Source organism: Trichococcus sp. ES5 (assembly GCF_900067165.1).
In the GTDB taxonomy this organism is placed as follows: Bacteria; Bacillota; Bacilli; order Lactobacillales; family Aerococcaceae; genus Trichococcus; species Trichococcus flocculiformis.
This window is the reverse complement of sequence record NZ_FJND01000004.1, coordinates 121427-137213: the sequence shown is the minus strand read 5'-3', so window position 1 is coordinate 137213 and position 15787 is coordinate 121427. Positions and strand designations below refer to the sequence as shown.

The window sequence follows — 15787 nt, the reverse complement described above, 5'->3', positions numbered from 1 at the left end:
AATCCTCATGTTAATTACAAAAAATCTAACAGAATAGTATTGGAGCAAAAAAATGAACCGGTGGCTTGTTGTTTACAAAGCACCGGTTTATTCCGTTTATTTATTTTTTATTTTTGAAGGCATCCTTAACTTTTTCAAAAAAATTGGATTCATCTTCCACCAACGTATCTCCGCCTGCTGTTGCGAAAGCACGGATTGCCTCTCTTTGCTTCTCGTTAAGGTTTTTAGGCGTGACGACAGTCACTTTAACGTGCTGATCGCCATTTCCGGTTCCCCGCAAGCGTGGCGCTCCTTTGCCTTTCAGGCGGAAACTCGTGCCCGTTTGTGTCCCCGCAGGAATTTTCAGTTTGACTTTACCGTGTACAGTAGGCACTTCAATCTCATCGCCCAATGCAGCTTGGGCGAAGCTGATCGGCAGCGTGTAATGGATTTCTGTTCCTTCACGATCGAAAATATCACTTGGTTCCACTTGGAAAACGACATACAAGTCACCGTACGGACCGCCATTGCTGCCGACTTCGCCTTGTCCGTTTAAGCGCATCTGTTGTCCATCGTCAACGCCTGGAGGGATCGTAACCGCCACCGAGTGGTCAGTTTCGACATGCCCGTGTCCGTGACATGTTGTACATTTATCCGTGATTTCCTTACCTGTTCCGCCGCAGACATCACAGACTGCTTGCGTCATTACGCGGCCAAAAGGCGTATTCCGTTCAACACCAATCGCTCCTGAACCATGGCACTTCGAACACGTTTTTGGTTGTGTGCCGGGTTTTGCACCGGAACCACTGCAAGTTTTGCATTCCTCGTCACGTTTGTAACGAATCGTTTCTTTCTTCCCAAAAATCGCTTCTTCAAAGGTAAGGTGGATACGATATTGTAAATCGGAGCCTTGACGGGGGGCGTTGGGGTTTCTGCCACGCCCACCGCCGCCTCCGAAAAAGGAATCGAAGATATCTTCAAAGCCGCCCGAGAAGCCGCCGAAGCCGCCGCCATAACCGCCGCCTGCGCCGAAGTTGGGATCGGTACTGGCATGTCCGTACTGGTCGTAGGCTGCGCGTTTATTGCCGTCGCTCAAGACTTCATAAGCTTCAGCAAGTTCCTTGAATTTATCTTCTGCACCCGCTTCTTTGTTGATATCCGGGTGAAACTTCTTGGAAAGCTTCCGATAAGCTTTTTTTATCTCGTCATCCGTGGCATCCTTCGCCACACCCAAGATATCATAATAATCTCTTTTCGCCATTGTTTCGCCTCCATTGATTGGCTTCATCTGAACTTTATCTCTCTATACAGTGAGAGAAGCCAATGCAGTTAAGCGTTGGCTTCCTCCCGTTAGAGTTGACTATTTGTCGTCTACTTCTTCAAAATCGGCATCTACGACACCATCGTCAGTCGCTGTGTTGTGCGCACCTTCTTGTTGTTGCGCTTGAGCAGCTTGCTCATACAGTTTGACAGTCAGGTTTTGAACAAGTTCATTCAAAGCATCACGCTTCGTTTTCATTTGTTCCAAATCATTTGCTTCGACTGCTGCTTTCAGTTCGTCTCTCGCTTCTTCAGCTTTCTTCACTTCATCAGCGTCGACCTTACCGTCAAGCTCTTTCAAAGTTTTGTCGGTTTGGAAGATCAATTGATCCACTTCGTTGCGCAATTCAACTTCTTCCTTGCGCAATTTGTCTGCTTCAGCATTTGCTTCCGCGTCTTTCACCATTTTTTCGATTTCTTCGTCAGTCAGACCGGAAGAAGACTTGATAGTGATTGTTTGTTCTTTTTGCGTACCCAAGTCTTTGGCGCGAACATTTACGATACCATTTTTATCGATATCGAATGATACTTCGATTTGTGGAACGCCACGAGGTGCAGCTGGAATATCAGTCAATTGGAAACGACCCAAAGTTTTGTTGTCGGCTGCCATCGGACGCTCCCCTTGCAACACATGTACATCAACAGCAGGTTGATTGTCGGCTGCAGTCGAGAAGACTTGTGACTTGCTTGTTGGGATTGTCGTATTGCGGTCGATCAATTTAGTGAACACGCCACCCATTGTTTCGATACCCAATGATAAAGGTGTAACGTCCAATAATACGATGTCTTTTACGTCTCCGGAGATGACTCCGCCTTGGATGGCAGCACCCATTGCGACAACTTCATCCGGGTTAACGGATTTGTTCGGCTCTTTGCCGGCTTCTTTACGGACTGCTGCGATGACTGCAGGGATACGTGTGGAACCACCGACCAAGATGATTTCATCGATTTCGGAAGTGGATAAACCAGCATCCTTCAAAGCTTGGCGTACAGGACCTTTTGTACGTTCAACCAAGTCATACGTGATTTCATCGAATTTCGCGCGGGTAAGCGTCAATTCCAGGTGCAACGGACCTGCATCGCCGGCAGTGATGAACGGCAGGCTGATTTGCGTTGACGTTACGCCTGACAAATCTTTTTTGGCTTTTTCAGCAGCGTCTTTCAGACGTTGTTTCGCCATTTTGTCGTTTGAAAGGTCGATTCCGTTTTCTTTCTTGAATTCCGCAACCAAATAGTCGATGATTTTGTTGTCGAAGTCATCTCCACCTAATTTGTTGTCGCCGGCTGTACTCAATACATCGAATACGCCATCTCCCAATTCAAGGATGGAAACGTCGAATGTACCGCCGCCCAAGTCGAATACAAGAATTTTTTCGTCTTTATCGGTTTTATCCAATCCGTATGCCAAAGCAGCAGCCGTCGGTTCGTTGACGATACGCTCTACTTCCAGACCGGCAATTCTGCCCGCATCTTTAGTCGCTTGACGCTGTGCATCGTTGAAGTAAGCTGGAACAGTAATTACGGCTTTTTCAACTTTTTCACCCAGGTAGTCTTCCGCATAACCTTTCAGATATTGAAGGATCATCGCTGAAACTTCTTGTGGTGTGTAGCTCTTGCCTTCCACTTCCACTTTGTAGCCAGCATCGCCCATATGACGTTTGATGGAGCTGATTGTATTCGGGTTTGTCACTGCTTGACGCTTTGCAACCTCGCCCACTTGGATTTCGCCATTCTTGAATGATACGACAGATGGTGTCGTGCGATTTCCCTCTGGATTTGGAATGATTTTAGCTTCTCCGCCTTCTAATACTGCTACAGCTGAGTTTGTTGTTCCTAAGTCAATACCGATAATTTTGCTCATGATGTTATTCCCCTCTATATGAAATTTTTATGTTTATCAATAAAATTATTGTGATACGACAACCATTGCTGGCCTTAATACACGTTCTTTCAAGGTGTATCCTTTTTGCACTACCGCGACGACTGTATCAGGAGCTTGCCCTTCAGCAGCCGGTTGCACTTGGATGGATTGATGGAAATTCGGATCGAAAGGCTGATCAATCGGATTGATCGCAGAAATCCCCTCTTTGGCGAAAGCATCTGTAAACAAGTTCAAGACCATTTCCAAACCTTTCTTCAGGTTCACAGCTTTTTCATCTTCAACTTCAATCGCTAATGCGTGCTCCAGGCTATCCATCACCGGCAATAACTCCAGCGCTAATGACTGGGAACGGTATTTCGCCGCATCTTGCCTTTCTTTCGCGTTGCGTTTCTGGATATTTGCGAGTTCTGCTTGCAGGCGCAATAAGCGGTCTTCCGTTTCGGATAAGGTTGCCTGTAATGCTTCAACCTCACTTATTTCTGTGACTGTTTCTTGGCCCTCTTCCATTGATGTTTCAACGGTTGTTTCCTGTTGTTCCACTAATTCTTCGTTATTGTCCACTTCAAAATCTCCTTTGTCGTGCTTATTTGTTCAGATCATTCAAGCTATCAGAAAGTTCATAGCGCATAAATTTCATGATGCTGATCATTTTTTGATAAGGCATATTGGTTGGCCCCAATAGTGCGATCAGGCCTTTACCGTTGCCGGCCGTGTCATAAGTAGCCGTGATCAGACTAAAATTATGCAGCAGCTCATTATTCAATTCCGTACCGATCTTGACCCCGACGCCCTCGTTGGGGTTAGAAAAAAGCGCATGGATGTCCGGAGACCCATTCAACATGCTTAAAATGGCTTTGACTTTATTCTTGTCCATCGTCGAATCCAAATGGTTCAGAAGATTCATGCTACCACCTACATGGAAGCGATCATGCTCCAACTTTGCCACAATGTCATTGAAGATCGCTGTGAAATCGATTTTTGCATCGACGTACTTCCGGATAATCAACGGAATGTCCGTTTGCAGTTTGACGAATACTTCCTGCAGCGTGCGGCCGACCAGTTCCTGATTGAAAATGTTGACGATTTTTTCTATCTCAGTGGCTGAGAAGCCCGGCGAAACAGAAAAAATCTGATTTTCCACATGTCCTTTGTCAGTCACCAATATCGCCATCACATGTCCTTCATTGAGTGCGACCAGACGGAAGCCCGTCAAACGGCTGTCCTTTGTTTCAGGTCCGATCGCCAAAGCGGTATAATTCGTCAAAAAGGACAACATTTCAGCTGATTTTTCGACGACCTGTTGCACTTCACGATAAGGATTCTGAAAGCCGTGCTTGATCATTTGCTTGACCTCGTCAGCGACTTCTTCGCTTTCTTTGCCTAAAAGTTGATCGACATAGTAACGATAGCCTTGGATGGATGGTATCCTGCCGGACGAAGAATGCATCTTTTCCAGGAAGCCCAATTCTTCGATCCGCATCATTTCGTTGCGGATTGTTGCTGAGCTTAAAGGCAAAGAAGACTCCTTAAGAAGTGTCTTCGACCCGAGCGGCTCCTCGAATTCGATGTAATGCCTGACAATTAAATCAAAAATTTGCAACTGTCTTTCTGTTAACAAGATTTTCACCTCACTTTAGCACTTGACCACAATGAGTGCTAACCATAAATAAATTTATCACGGGTAACAGGCTTTGTCAACGGAATACAATCATTTTTCATAACATTATCAGCAGCCGATCGGATACGAGCGTATTCACATCAAGAAAGAACGAAATACTTCATTGCCGAGAAAAACGCCCCTTTGTGTCAGACGGATTCTGTCGCCATCAAGCATCAAGAGGCCTTCTGTAACCAAATCCGAAATGACGCTAGCATACTGATCCAGCAACGAAGTCTGGAATTTGTCGGCAAAATGCTGTTGGCTGACACCTGCCATCGTGCGCAGCCCCAGAATCATCTCTTCTTCCATTTGTTCGTTTTTCGATAACTGTTGCTGCCGGATAATCGGCAGATTATTTTCCCGTAATGGCGCCAGATATTGTTGGATCGGTCCATGATTGTGGTAACGGATGCCATCGATATAGCCGTGCGCGCCTGCTCCGAAACCGAAATAGGTCTCATTCTTCCAATAGGTAAGATTATGCTGGGATTCATAGCCCGACAGTGCAAAGTTTGAGATTTCGTATTGGTTCCTGCCGTTTTTTGTCATCGTCTCGATAGCCAAGGCATACATATCGGCCTCTGTGTCTTCTGAAGGCAACGGCAGTTTACCTTGACGCATCAAGTTATAGAACACTGTTTTATTCTCAAGTATCAAGGCGTAAATCGAGTAATGCGGCAAATCCAATTCCAGTGCTTTTTTCAGGCTGTCTTCAAAATCAGCCATCGTTTGGTTCGGCAACCGGAAAATCAGATCGATGGTCATGTTATCAAATCCGGCTTTGCGTGCATCGGCCACGGAAGTGTACACCTGCTCGGCTGTATGGATGCGGCCGATTTTTTTTAAGATGTCGTTATTGAAGGATTGGACCCCCATACTCAGTCGGTTGACACCGTAGTCCCGCATGATCTTCAATTTTTCGAATGAAACGCTCTCCGGATTGGCTTCCATCGTGAATTCGGCGCCTTTAGGCAGGGAATAGGTGCTGCGGATACCGTTCAACAGCTTTTCCAACTGTCGTTCATTAAGCGTGGTCGGCGTACCCCCGCCGATATAGAAGGTGCTTAGCGTTTCTTCAGGATGCAGCAGCTTAGATAACTGCATTTCCTTTATCAAAGCATCCACATATTCATCGACTGGTTGGCCTTCCAGAAACACTTTGTTGAAATCACAATAAAAGCAGATGTGCTCGCAGAATGGGATGTGTAAATAAGCGGCTGCCATTTAGAGTGTCACCTCATCCAAAGGGTAGTCCTGAAAATAGGCGATTGTATCCGCTTCGTCGCTTTTTAGCTGCGCAATCAGTTGCTCGATGCCCGAAAATTTGATCTCACTGCGGATAAAATGGTGCCATCTGACAGCTACGTTCTCACCGTATATCATTTTATCGAAGTCCAATATGTACACTTCAACAGTCTTATCGCGGCCAGCTTCAAAAGTGATATTGTACCCGATTGAAGCCGTGCCGCGATGCCACGTTCCATTCACCCTGATGCTCACGATATATACGCCATTCCTAGGCAAGCGCGTGTGCTTTTCCGTCTGAATATTCGCAGTCGGGAAACCCAGTAGTCTGCCTCTAGCATCACCATGAATGACCGTGCCTTCGATCTGGTAGACATAGCCTAAATATGCATTCGCTTTTTCCATATCCCCTTCGGTTAATGCTTCCCGGATATGCGTGGAACTGATTTTTTCGACTTCGTTCTTCAATTCGGCGACCTCGATGACTTCAAAGCGGTCTTTAGCATAATGCACCAATTGTTTCATATCCGCGATTTCTCTAGGACCATAAGTATAATCGAAACCGGCGACGACAGCGCTAGCATGCAAGCCGCATATGTACTGGTCGACGAATTCTTGTGGTCTTAATGAGGCAAATGCAGATGTGAAAGAGACGACAAAAAAATAATCAACACCCAGGTTCTCAAATATTTCAGCCTTCCGGTTGACGGTCGACAGATACTGCATCGTTTCTGGATTCATCTTCTGGAACACGATGCTCGGGTGATGGTTGAAGCTCATGACGGCTAATTTCAAATTCTTCTTTTCGGCAATTTCCTTTGCTCTCTTGATCACTTCTTGATGCCCTCTATGGACGCCGTCAAAATACCCCAAAGCCAGCACGATTTGTTCGTCTGGTATTTGTTTTTGGTCATAGGGATGGTGTATATGTATTATTTCCATTGCGTTAGCAACTCCTTGCTGATTATGATAGGAACATTTTTCTGGGTTTTATGTTACCGGCTTTAGTCGGATGCGGTTCGTACATCGCCACGATTTTGCTCTGATAGGTGAACAGAACCGGGCCATCCATCACTTCGAAAAGTCCCACTTTCGGCAGAACCGCGCCATTTCTCACTTTATCCCACAGCTCATCATCAAGTGCTACCTGCCGATATGATGCGAATACCGAATCAATCGGTTTCAGGTTCTCGTCAATCACGTCATTCGCCATTGCTTCAGCTACTTGCTGCAACGTCAGGCAATCCGTCTGCGTGAAGCCTCCGCTCATCGTGCGGGTCAAACTTGACATGTAAGCCGGATAACCCAAGGCTGCCCCCAAATCGACTGCCAAAGTCCTCACATAGGTCCCTTTTCCGCAAGTGACCCGGAAACACCAGGACATCGTTTCGTCTTCCGCATGATAGACAGGTTCCGAAATCCGTTCAAAATGCATCACTTGGATAGTCCTTTGCGGCTTTTCGACGGTCAATCCTTTACGGGCATATTCATACAACCTCTTGCCGTTCACCTTGACTGCGGAGTACATCGGTGGAACTTGAATGCTTTCACCTACCATTGCCTCCATGGCTGCGTCGATTTCAGCCAATGACAGCGTTCGATCGACAGGTGTCTTTGCGATCGGTTCACCTTGGCTATCTTCCGTCGTCGTAGCGACTCCGATAGTGATTTCACCTTCGTACGCTTTATCCGTATCTGTCAAAAACTCGACGACTTTCGTGGCTTTCCCGATGCAGATCGGCAAAACGCCAGCAACTTCCGGATCCAAAGTTCCGGTGTGCCCAACTTTTTTTGTTTTCAGTATTTTTCTCAATTTGAATACGCAGTCGTGACTTGTCATACCGCGTTCTTTCCATAAAGGTAATATTCCATCCATATATTTGTAACCCACTTTCTTCTGCAACTAACCTATTATAGCATAATCTATTCTACAGGAAAAAACATCAAGATTAGAGAAATATGCCTGCAAATCATAAGGATAACTGCGTTACTTTTCCTCTAAAATCTGCTATGCTTAAGGAAATATGACTGTACTTAAGGAGAATCAATATGCCAAACTTCAAAATTGTGACCGATTCCACAACGGAATTGTCCGCAGAAGAAATTGACAGATATGGAATCACGGTAATCCCGCTTTCATCCATGATTGAGAATGTGATTTATTACGACGGAATAACCATAACCAAACCTGAGTTCCTCGAAAAAATGATGAACACTAAAGAATTGCCAAAATCATCCCAACCATCCATGGGAACTTTCTTGGATAAATACAATGAACTGACAATGGATGGTAGTGAAGTCCTGTCCATCCACGTGACTGAAACATTGAGCGGTACCGTAAACTCCGCTCATCAGGCGGCTAAACTCGCCCACGGTAAGGTGACGGCCATCGATTCTCAGTTTTGCGCAAGAGCTGCCGCCTTCCAAGTGTTGGAAACTGCAAAATGTTCCGCTGAAGGATTGACGGTCGCGGAAGCATTGCCTCGGATCCAGGCTGTCAAAGAGCGCACGTTGCTGTACATTTGCATCGTCAACCTGGAAAATATGGTCAAGGGCGGACGCATCGGAAAAACGATGGGCCGAATCACGACGCTGCTGAACATTAAAGCAAACCTTAAAATGATCGACGGTGCGTTGACTACCGACGTAAAAGGCCGCGGCACCAAAGCAATCGTAAAACGGTACGAAGAGATCATCGCAGAACTAAAACAAAAATACTCGGATGTTGAAGCGATCGGCATCACGCATGACGGTTTGTCGGATTATTCGAACCAAATCATCGGCATGCTGAAAAACGCCTTCCCTAATACCCAAATGCACACATCATACGCCAGCGCAAGCGTTATGACCCATGCCGGCCCCGAAGCCGTATCCTTCCAATTCCTGATAAAAAACAATTAGAAAATGCCGCTACTCCCGAATGGGGAATAGCGGCATTTTTTCATATGAATACGAAATAAGTTGTTATTCCTATCAAGAGCGTACCCAAACCGAAGATTACCTTGAAAATCAGGTGTTTTGTTTTATGGCGAAAGTGATGCATCCCCAGTAATCCGCCTAACCCGCCCCCTAGAAATCCGAGCAAAAGTAGATTGCGTTCTGGTATGCGCCAAGCTTTTTGCCGCGCTTTCTTTTTGTCTACGCCCATCAATATAAAGAGCAAAACATTCGTCACAACGAGATACGTCAGAACGGTGTTTCTCATTGCTTTCCATAGCCCTGACTTTGTCTGATGATTTCCACGATGACAGCTACTGCTTTTTCCATTGATTGGACAGACACAAATTCATAGCGCCCATGGAAGTTTTCTCCCCCGGCAAAAATATTCGGGGTCGGCAAACCCATGAAGGATAGTTTTGAGCCGTCAGTCCCGCCGCGGATCGGTTCGATGATTGGATTGATCCCCAATGCCTTCATCGCTGTTTCCGCCAAATCGACCGGACGCATATCGTTCTTCAGCACTTCACCCATGTTGTAGTATTGATCGTGCATTTCGATAGAAATGCGGTCCTCGGTCAATTCCTTGTTCATGCGCTCTGCCAGCGCAAGCATGGTTGTTTTCTTGTTCTCGAAAAGCTCCTTGTCATGGTCCCTGATGATGTAGGTCATCTTGCTTTCTTCCACATTGCCTTCAATGCCCAACAGATGATAGAAGCCTTCACGCTTTTCAGTCTTTTCAGGGACTTCATTTTGCGGCAAAGCGCCGTCGTATGCGATAGCTAATTTGATCGCATTCACCATTGTGTCCTTGGCAGTGCCTGGATGCACGTTTTTGCCACGGATCGTCACGATGGCTTGCGCCGCATTGAAACTTTCGTATTCAAGTTCACCCAACGGACCGCCATCCATCGTGTAGGCAAAGTCGCAACCAAAAGCAGTCACATCAAAAAGATCGGCTCCGCGGCCAATTTCTTCATCGGGCCCGAAGGCGACTTTGATGTCCCCATGCTCTATGTCATCCGCTGCTTTTATCGCTTCCAAGGCTGTGATGATTTCAGCGATGCCAGCTTTGTCGTCAGCACCCAACAACGTTTTTCCATCGGTAGTGATCAATGTCTGACCGATGTAGTTCTTCAACGCAGGGAAGTCCTTGGGCGAAAGCATCACCTGCGCTTCCGCATCCAAAATCAGATCGTTGCCCGCATAGTGTTCCCAAATAAGCGGATTTACATTCGCTGCCTCGAAATCAGCTGTGTCCATATGAGCGATGAACCCGATTGTAGGGAACTCTTTCTCTGAGTTGCGCGGCAAAAGTGCTGTCACGAATCCATTCGTTGCATTGTATTGGATATCCGAAAGCCCGATTTCTTCCAGTTCCGGCATCAAAACCATTTTTGCGAAATCCACCTGATTTTGGGTTGAGGGCACTGTCAGACTTTTTTCATCCGATCTTGTCTCGAATTTTATGTATTTAAAGAAACGGTCCACTAATTTTTCTTGCATGCTTTGACACCCTTTCACAATTGACTATCGAAAATAAAAGGATCCGTGTTGATTTCGGAAGCGATGACTTCCAGATCCCACTCATTTTCTTTTTTCCATTCATTGAATAATTCCAATAATTTCGGTTTACAAATCTGCTCGATATGATGGCCTGGGTCTATGACGGTCAGTCCATCAGCCTGCATATCGTGGGCCGTGTGGTAGTAGACATCGCCAGTGATGTACACATCCGCACCCTTTTCGATTGCTTTCCGGTAATATTTGCCGGCATCCCCGCCGCAGATGGCAACACGACTGATTGTCTGATCCAAATCAGCTGCTATGAAACGCATGCCCTCGATCTGGAAAACATCCTTGACGTACTGGATGAAGGAGCGCAAAGACATCGGCAAAGCCAAATTACCGACCCTTCCTAAGCCGTATTCGCGTTGGAAATTATTGATTGTGTATACTTCGTAGACGGGCTCTTCGTAAGGATGCACTTCATACAGCGCCTCCAAGACATCAGCTAAGTATTTATCTTCGACGATCATTTCAATCTTTTTCTCTTGGACTTCCTCTGGTTCGTTTATATGGCCTATGGCAGGCTTAGCACCTTCCATGGGAGTGAATCGGCCAACGCCTTGCGCCTCAAATGAGCAATGACTATATTCATCGGAAATGTTGCCCGCTCCCGCATCGGCCATAGCCAAGCGGACACGATTGCATTCGGCATTCGGTACACATACGGATATTTTCTTCACAGGCACACGCTTTGTGACATCCATGATTTCAACGTCCAACAACCCCAATGCCTCAGAAAGCCAATCGTTCATCCCGTTATTCGCATTGTCGAGATTCGTGTGGGCCGCATAGACACTGATGTCATGCTTGAGCAAATCAACGTACATTTTTGTTTGCTTGTCGGATACATCCAGATTTTTCAACGGTCGGTAGATCGGCGGGTGATGGGAAAAGATAAAATCGGCTTTCTTATCGATGGCCTCTTGGACGACTTCGGGACGGACATCAAGTGTCACCAAAATACGGCGGACCGGACGGCTTAGGTCTCCCAAATGGAGTCCCACTGGATCCCCGTCCTCTGCCAACCAAGTCGGAACATGCGATTCAAATAACTCGATGAATTCATAACCCGTAATGCTTGTCATTTCAGCACCTCTTTAATTTCATTGATTTTATTGATCACTTGCTGTTCTTTTTCATTCAGATCGTTGCTTGCTTTTTGCATACTGTCCAATATGTATTGGCATTTATCGATTTCGGCTGACCATTTTTTGCGGAAAATATCATTTTTTCCCTGAAGCAGGAAACGTCCGAAGCTATATTCTAAATCGGTGTAGTTTTCTGGCGACTCTGCCTTCTCGGCAACGAGGATTTCATAAATCTTACCATTTTCTTCCAATATCGTTTCGTCGATGATTTTGTATTGATGGCCAATCAGCCATTCACGCAGTTTCTTTTCTCCGTTATTGGGCTGAAGAATCAATCGTTCCACACCGACCAGTTTATCTTTCAGTCTGCCTTTTTCCAGAATTTTGGAAATCAAGTCCCCACCCATCCCGCAGATGGTGACGACGTTGATATCGTCTGTCGTCTCAATTACATCCATGCCATCGCCAAGCCTAGCGCTGACGCGATCGCCCACTCCTGATGTTTTGATCTGTTCCGCTGCCGATTCGAATGGGCCTTTCACAACTTCCCCTGCCAATGCGTAACTGACGACATCGCGCGCCGCCAAAACACAAGGCAAATAGGCGTGATCCGAGCCTATATCGGCCAGTCTCGCATTTTTCGGCACAAAGCCTGCGACTGTCTCGAGTCTTACGGATAATTGTTGAATATTCAACCTCATCCCTCCCTTTCCATTTTTGCTGATAGTACTATTTTAGCACAATTCCCTTCCAGATATCCCATAAAACCTGATATCACTCGGAAAACGGCATAAGAAAAACCCGAGTGCAATAACTCGGGTCAGATGCTTATTACTCAAGAAAATCTTTTAATTGTTTCGAACGGCTTGGATGACGCAGTTTGCGTAAAGCTTTCGCTTCGATTTGACGGATCCGCTCGCGGGTTACGCCGAATACCTTCCCTACTTGCTCCAATGTCCTGACATTCCCGTCATCAAGACCGAAGCGCAGACGAAGAACGTTTTCCTCGCGGTCGGTCAAAGTGTCCAACACTTCCTCAAGTTGTTCCTTCAGAAGTGTCTGAGCAGTATGCTCAGCTGGACTCAAGACATCCTGATCTTCAATGAAGTCGCCCAAATGAGAATCATCTTCTTCCCCGATAGGCGTTTCCAAGGAAACAGGCTCCTGAGCAATTTTCAGGATCTCTCTGACTTTTTCGGTCGGAAGATCCATCTCGGCGCCGATTTCTTCAGGTGTCGGTTCGCGCCCAAGATCCTGCAGTAATTGCCGTTGGATCCGAACCAATTTATTGATCGTTTCAACCATATGCACAGGGATACGGATCGTTCTGGCTTGGTCGGCGATGGCACGGGTGATGGCTTGACGAATCCACCAAGTGGCATAGGTGGAGAATTTGAACCCTTTCGTATGGTCAAATTTTTCGACAGCCTTCATCAGTCCCATATTACCTTCCTGGATCAGATCCAGGAACTGCATGCCCCGACCGACATAACGTTTCGCGATGGAAACAACCAGACGCAAGTTGGCCTCAGCCAATTGCTGTTTTGCTTCTTGATCGCCGTCTTTGATGCGCAAGGCCAAATTGACTTCTTCCTCTGCGTTCAACAAAGGCACGCGGCCGATTTCCTTCAAGTACATACGGACAGGGTCATTGATTTTCACTCCGGGAGGCACAGCCATCGGGTCTTCTTCTTCGTCCTTTTTGGATGTGGCTGCTTTTTCTGGCTTCACTGTTTCTTTGGCAAGTTGACGCGCTGTCGGGCCGCCGTCTGCGTCTACGACACTGACACCGCCGTCTTCCATTTTTTGTATGAGTTTATCCATGTCATCCGCGTCCAATTGGAAAGGTGTAGCTATCTTATCAGCCAATTCGTCGTAGAAGACGGACCCCAGTAATTTATGTTCTGCGATCAGCTTTTTGGTTACCTGTTCTATCGTTAAACCTTGATCATTTTTTTCGATTGCCATAAAATGATTCCTCCATTCGATGCGGGCTATTTCTTTGTTGCTTTTAATTCTTTTGAGAGCGAAACGATTTCTAACATGATTGTCTTCAGACGTTCATTGTCATTTTTCTTTCGCGCTTCCTTCATCTCTGCCTGTTTCTTGGTCAGTTGATCCTGTAAAGACGACTTGTCCCGGATGATATGGACGAGATCCTGAATTTCCTGATAGGTGGCTTCCGAATCCAATTGGAACCATTCAATCTCCGTGATCACGTTTTGAAGAGCCGGATTATTGATGCGGTCCAAGAATTGATCGATATTGCCGACCAGCCCAATTTGTCTGAAAAACTCTTCATACAAAATGTAGATCGTCTGATAGTCATCATGGATGAAATGGAAATCTGCGTCAATTTCATTCAGATACGACCAGACTTCTTCGAAATGAAACAGACGGTAAAGCAGCTGCTTTTCGCTTTGCTCAGCCTGGGTCACTTTGCGTTTATTCGTGCTTGGATACAGCGCGTGTTGAGTGGCATCTTGCGGCGCGGTTCTTCTGACCGGCTCGCGTTCAGGTCTTTGCTGAAGCACCTCTTGCTGATAACCCTTCAATTGCTTCTGCAGAATATCGATCGGAATACTGAATTCATCCGCGATGTCCTTCATGTAAAGCTCTCTTTCGACCAGAGAATCCAAGGGAGCCAATGCCTTAAGCATAGTTTCGATATAGGTGATGCGATTTTTTTCAGAATCCAGGTTCAGATTCATCTTGAGGTAGCGTGAATAGAACTGAATGACTGTCTCCCTGTTGTTGCTCAGTGCTTTCGCAAATGCCTCCGGACCTTTCTGCTGGATGTATTCATCCGGGTCCATGCCTGCTTCCAGCGGGAAAATGGAGATATCGAAGTGCTTGTTGCGTTCCAGTATCTCTATGGCGCGCTTCGTTGCTTCGACCCCGGGACGATCACCGTCATAGGCAATGACTATTTTATCAGCGGTTTTCGTCAATATACGGTTCTGTTCTTCCGTCAGACTGGTCCCCATCGAGGCAACACCATTTTTCACTCCCGCTTGCCAAGCGGATATGACATCCATGTATCCTTCGAAAAGGATCACTTCTGAATGCCTTCGGATCTCACTGCGGGCTTTATCGAAGTTGAAAAGGAAATCCCGTTTGTTGAACAAAAGTGTTTCGGGGCTGTTCAAGTATTTTGCTTCATGATAACCTGTGTCATCCACTGGGGAAGCATGCAGAATTCTGCCGGAAAAAGCGACCGTCTTTCCTTTAGCATTACGCAATGGAAAAATGATCCTGGAAGAGAACCGATCGTAGAGTTCGTTTTGGCCTTGTCTATCCGTGAATATACCACTTTCCTGAAGGAGCCCTTCATCGAACGCCTTCGCTTTCAGCATTTGAAAGAGTGCCGTCCGATTGGATGGAGAAAAACCTATCTGATATTCTTTCAGTGTCTCCGGCGTGAAGCCGCGTTGGATCATGTAATCAAGCGCAGCTTGCCCCGTTACGGTATTCATGAGGACCTGATGGTAAAAAGCCGCCGCTTCCTCATGGATTTGGGTCAGTTTTTCTTTCTTTGACTGCAGTGGATTATCCTGCGCATGGTTTTCGTACGAGAAATCCAACTCAATGTTGCTTAATTCGGCTGTCTTAATGACTGCTTCAACAAAGGAAATACCCTCCACATCCATCAAAAAAGTAAAAACATTCCCACCTCTTCCGCAACTGAAGCAGTGAAAAATCTGTTTTTCTTCTGCCACAGAAAAAGAGGGGGTCTTTTCGTCATGGAACGGGCAAAATCCGAAATGGTTCTTGCCTCTTTTTTTAAGTTGTACATATTGGCTGACGACATCGACAATATTCGTTTCGGTTCTGATTTGCGCTAATTTTTCTTCTGAAATACGTTCTGCCAAATGTCTCCCACCTTGAAGAAATCTCTCCATTTTATAAAAACGAGCATAAAGATGCAAATTAGATTTTACCACATTTTTGGCACACAAGCAAACTTTAATCCAATTGGTCAGCTCTGCTGTTGCGATTGTTTCGATCATAAGAGCGTGCGCCGAATCAGCTGTTTTCGGTCCCCGCATTTACCATTCGTCGATGACAAGAACGTTAGCTATCCATCGTAACGAATGGACGAACAAT

At 46.1% G+C, this 15787-nt stretch carries 14 protein-coding genes; 1 reads left to right on the top strand and 13 read right to left on the bottom strand.

The window, feature by feature from the left end:
- Positions 1-100: 100 nt before the first annotated feature.
- From dnaJ to truB, 7 genes are all read right to left on the bottom strand, one after another.
- A complete protein-coding gene (gene dnaJ / locus TES5_RS05370; protein ID WP_068560694.1) occupies positions 101-1240 on the bottom strand; it encodes a molecular chaperone DnaJ in 1140 nt (379 codons plus the stop codon).
- Positions 1241-1339: 99 nt separating this feature from the next.
- On the bottom strand, positions 1340-3160 hold the full coding sequence (gene dnaK / locus TES5_RS05365; protein WP_068560692.1) for a molecular chaperone DnaK: 1821 nt from the start codon (positions 3158-3160) through the stop codon (positions 1340-1342).
- Positions 3161-3205: 45 nt separating this feature from the next.
- Positions 3206-3742: a nucleotide exchange factor GrpE gene (gene grpE, locus TES5_RS05360; RefSeq protein WP_068560690.1), complete on the bottom strand. Its 537-nt coding sequence runs from the start codon at positions 3740-3742 to the stop codon at positions 3206-3208.
- Between the two features lie 22 nt (positions 3743-3764).
- Positions 3765-4799, bottom strand: coding sequence for a heat-inducible transcriptional repressor HrcA (gene hrcA, locus TES5_RS05355; RefSeq protein WP_068560688.1), 1035 nt, complete (start codon positions 4797-4799; stop codon positions 3765-3767).
- A 135-nt stretch (positions 4800-4934) separates the two neighbouring features.
- Positions 4935-6065: a radical SAM family heme chaperone HemW gene (gene hemW, locus TES5_RS05350; RefSeq protein WP_068560686.1), complete on the bottom strand. Its 1131-nt coding sequence runs from the start codon at positions 6063-6065 to the stop codon at positions 4935-4937.
- Positions 6066-7028 (bottom strand): riboflavin biosynthesis protein RibF, encoded by a 963-nt coding sequence (gene ribF, locus TES5_RS05345; RefSeq protein ID WP_068560685.1) that lies wholly within the window; start codon positions 7026-7028, stop codon positions 6066-6068.
- A gap of 22 nt (positions 7029-7050) precedes the next feature.
- On the bottom strand, positions 7051-7962 hold the full coding sequence (gene truB, locus TES5_RS05340; protein ID WP_068560683.1) for a tRNA pseudouridine(55) synthase TruB: 912 nt from the start codon (positions 7960-7962) through the stop codon (positions 7051-7053).
- 173 nt (positions 7963-8135) lie between these two features.
- Here truB and TES5_RS05335 point away from each other — a divergent pair, with 173 nt between their 5' ends.
- Positions 8136-8987: a DegV family protein gene (locus tag TES5_RS05335; protein WP_068560681.1), complete on the top strand. Its 852-nt coding sequence runs from the start codon at positions 8136-8138 to the stop codon at positions 8985-8987.
- 40 nt (positions 8988-9027) lie between these two features.
- Here TES5_RS05335 and TES5_RS05330 read toward each other — a convergent pair whose 3' ends face one another.
- The 6 genes from TES5_RS05330 to dnaG form a co-directional block, all read right to left on the bottom strand.
- On the bottom strand, positions 9028-9291 hold the full coding sequence (locus TES5_RS05330) for a DUF1294 domain-containing protein (RefSeq protein WP_068560679.1): 264 nt from the start codon (positions 9289-9291) through the stop codon (positions 9028-9030).
- Positions 9288-10529, bottom strand: coding sequence for a peptidase T (gene pepT, locus TES5_RS05325; RefSeq protein ID WP_068560677.1), 1242 nt, complete (start codon positions 10527-10529; stop codon positions 9288-9290). The genes TES5_RS05330 and pepT overlap by 4 nt, the downstream gene beginning before the upstream one ends.
- A 14-nt stretch (positions 10530-10543) precedes the next feature.
- Positions 10544-11677, bottom strand: coding sequence for a Nif3-like dinuclear metal center hexameric protein (locus TES5_RS05320; protein ID WP_068560675.1), 1134 nt, complete (start codon positions 11675-11677; stop codon positions 10544-10546).
- Entirely contained in the window at positions 11674-12375 is a 702-nt protein-coding gene (locus TES5_RS05315; RefSeq protein ID WP_068560673.1) for a tRNA (adenine(22)-N(1))-methyltransferase, read from the bottom strand. Before TES5_RS05315 ends, TES5_RS05320 begins: the two co-directional genes overlap by 4 nt.
- Positions 12376-12511: 136 nt before the next feature.
- Positions 12512-13648, bottom strand: coding sequence for an RNA polymerase sigma factor RpoD (gene rpoD, locus TES5_RS05310; RefSeq protein ID WP_068560671.1), 1137 nt, complete (start codon positions 13646-13648; stop codon positions 12512-12514).
- Positions 13649-13674: 26 nt separating this feature from the next.
- Positions 13675-15552, bottom strand: a complete 1878-nt coding sequence (gene dnaG, locus TES5_RS05305) for a DNA primase (protein WP_068560669.1) — start codon at positions 15550-15552, stop codon at positions 13675-13677.
- Positions 15553-15787: the final 235 nt, after the last annotated feature.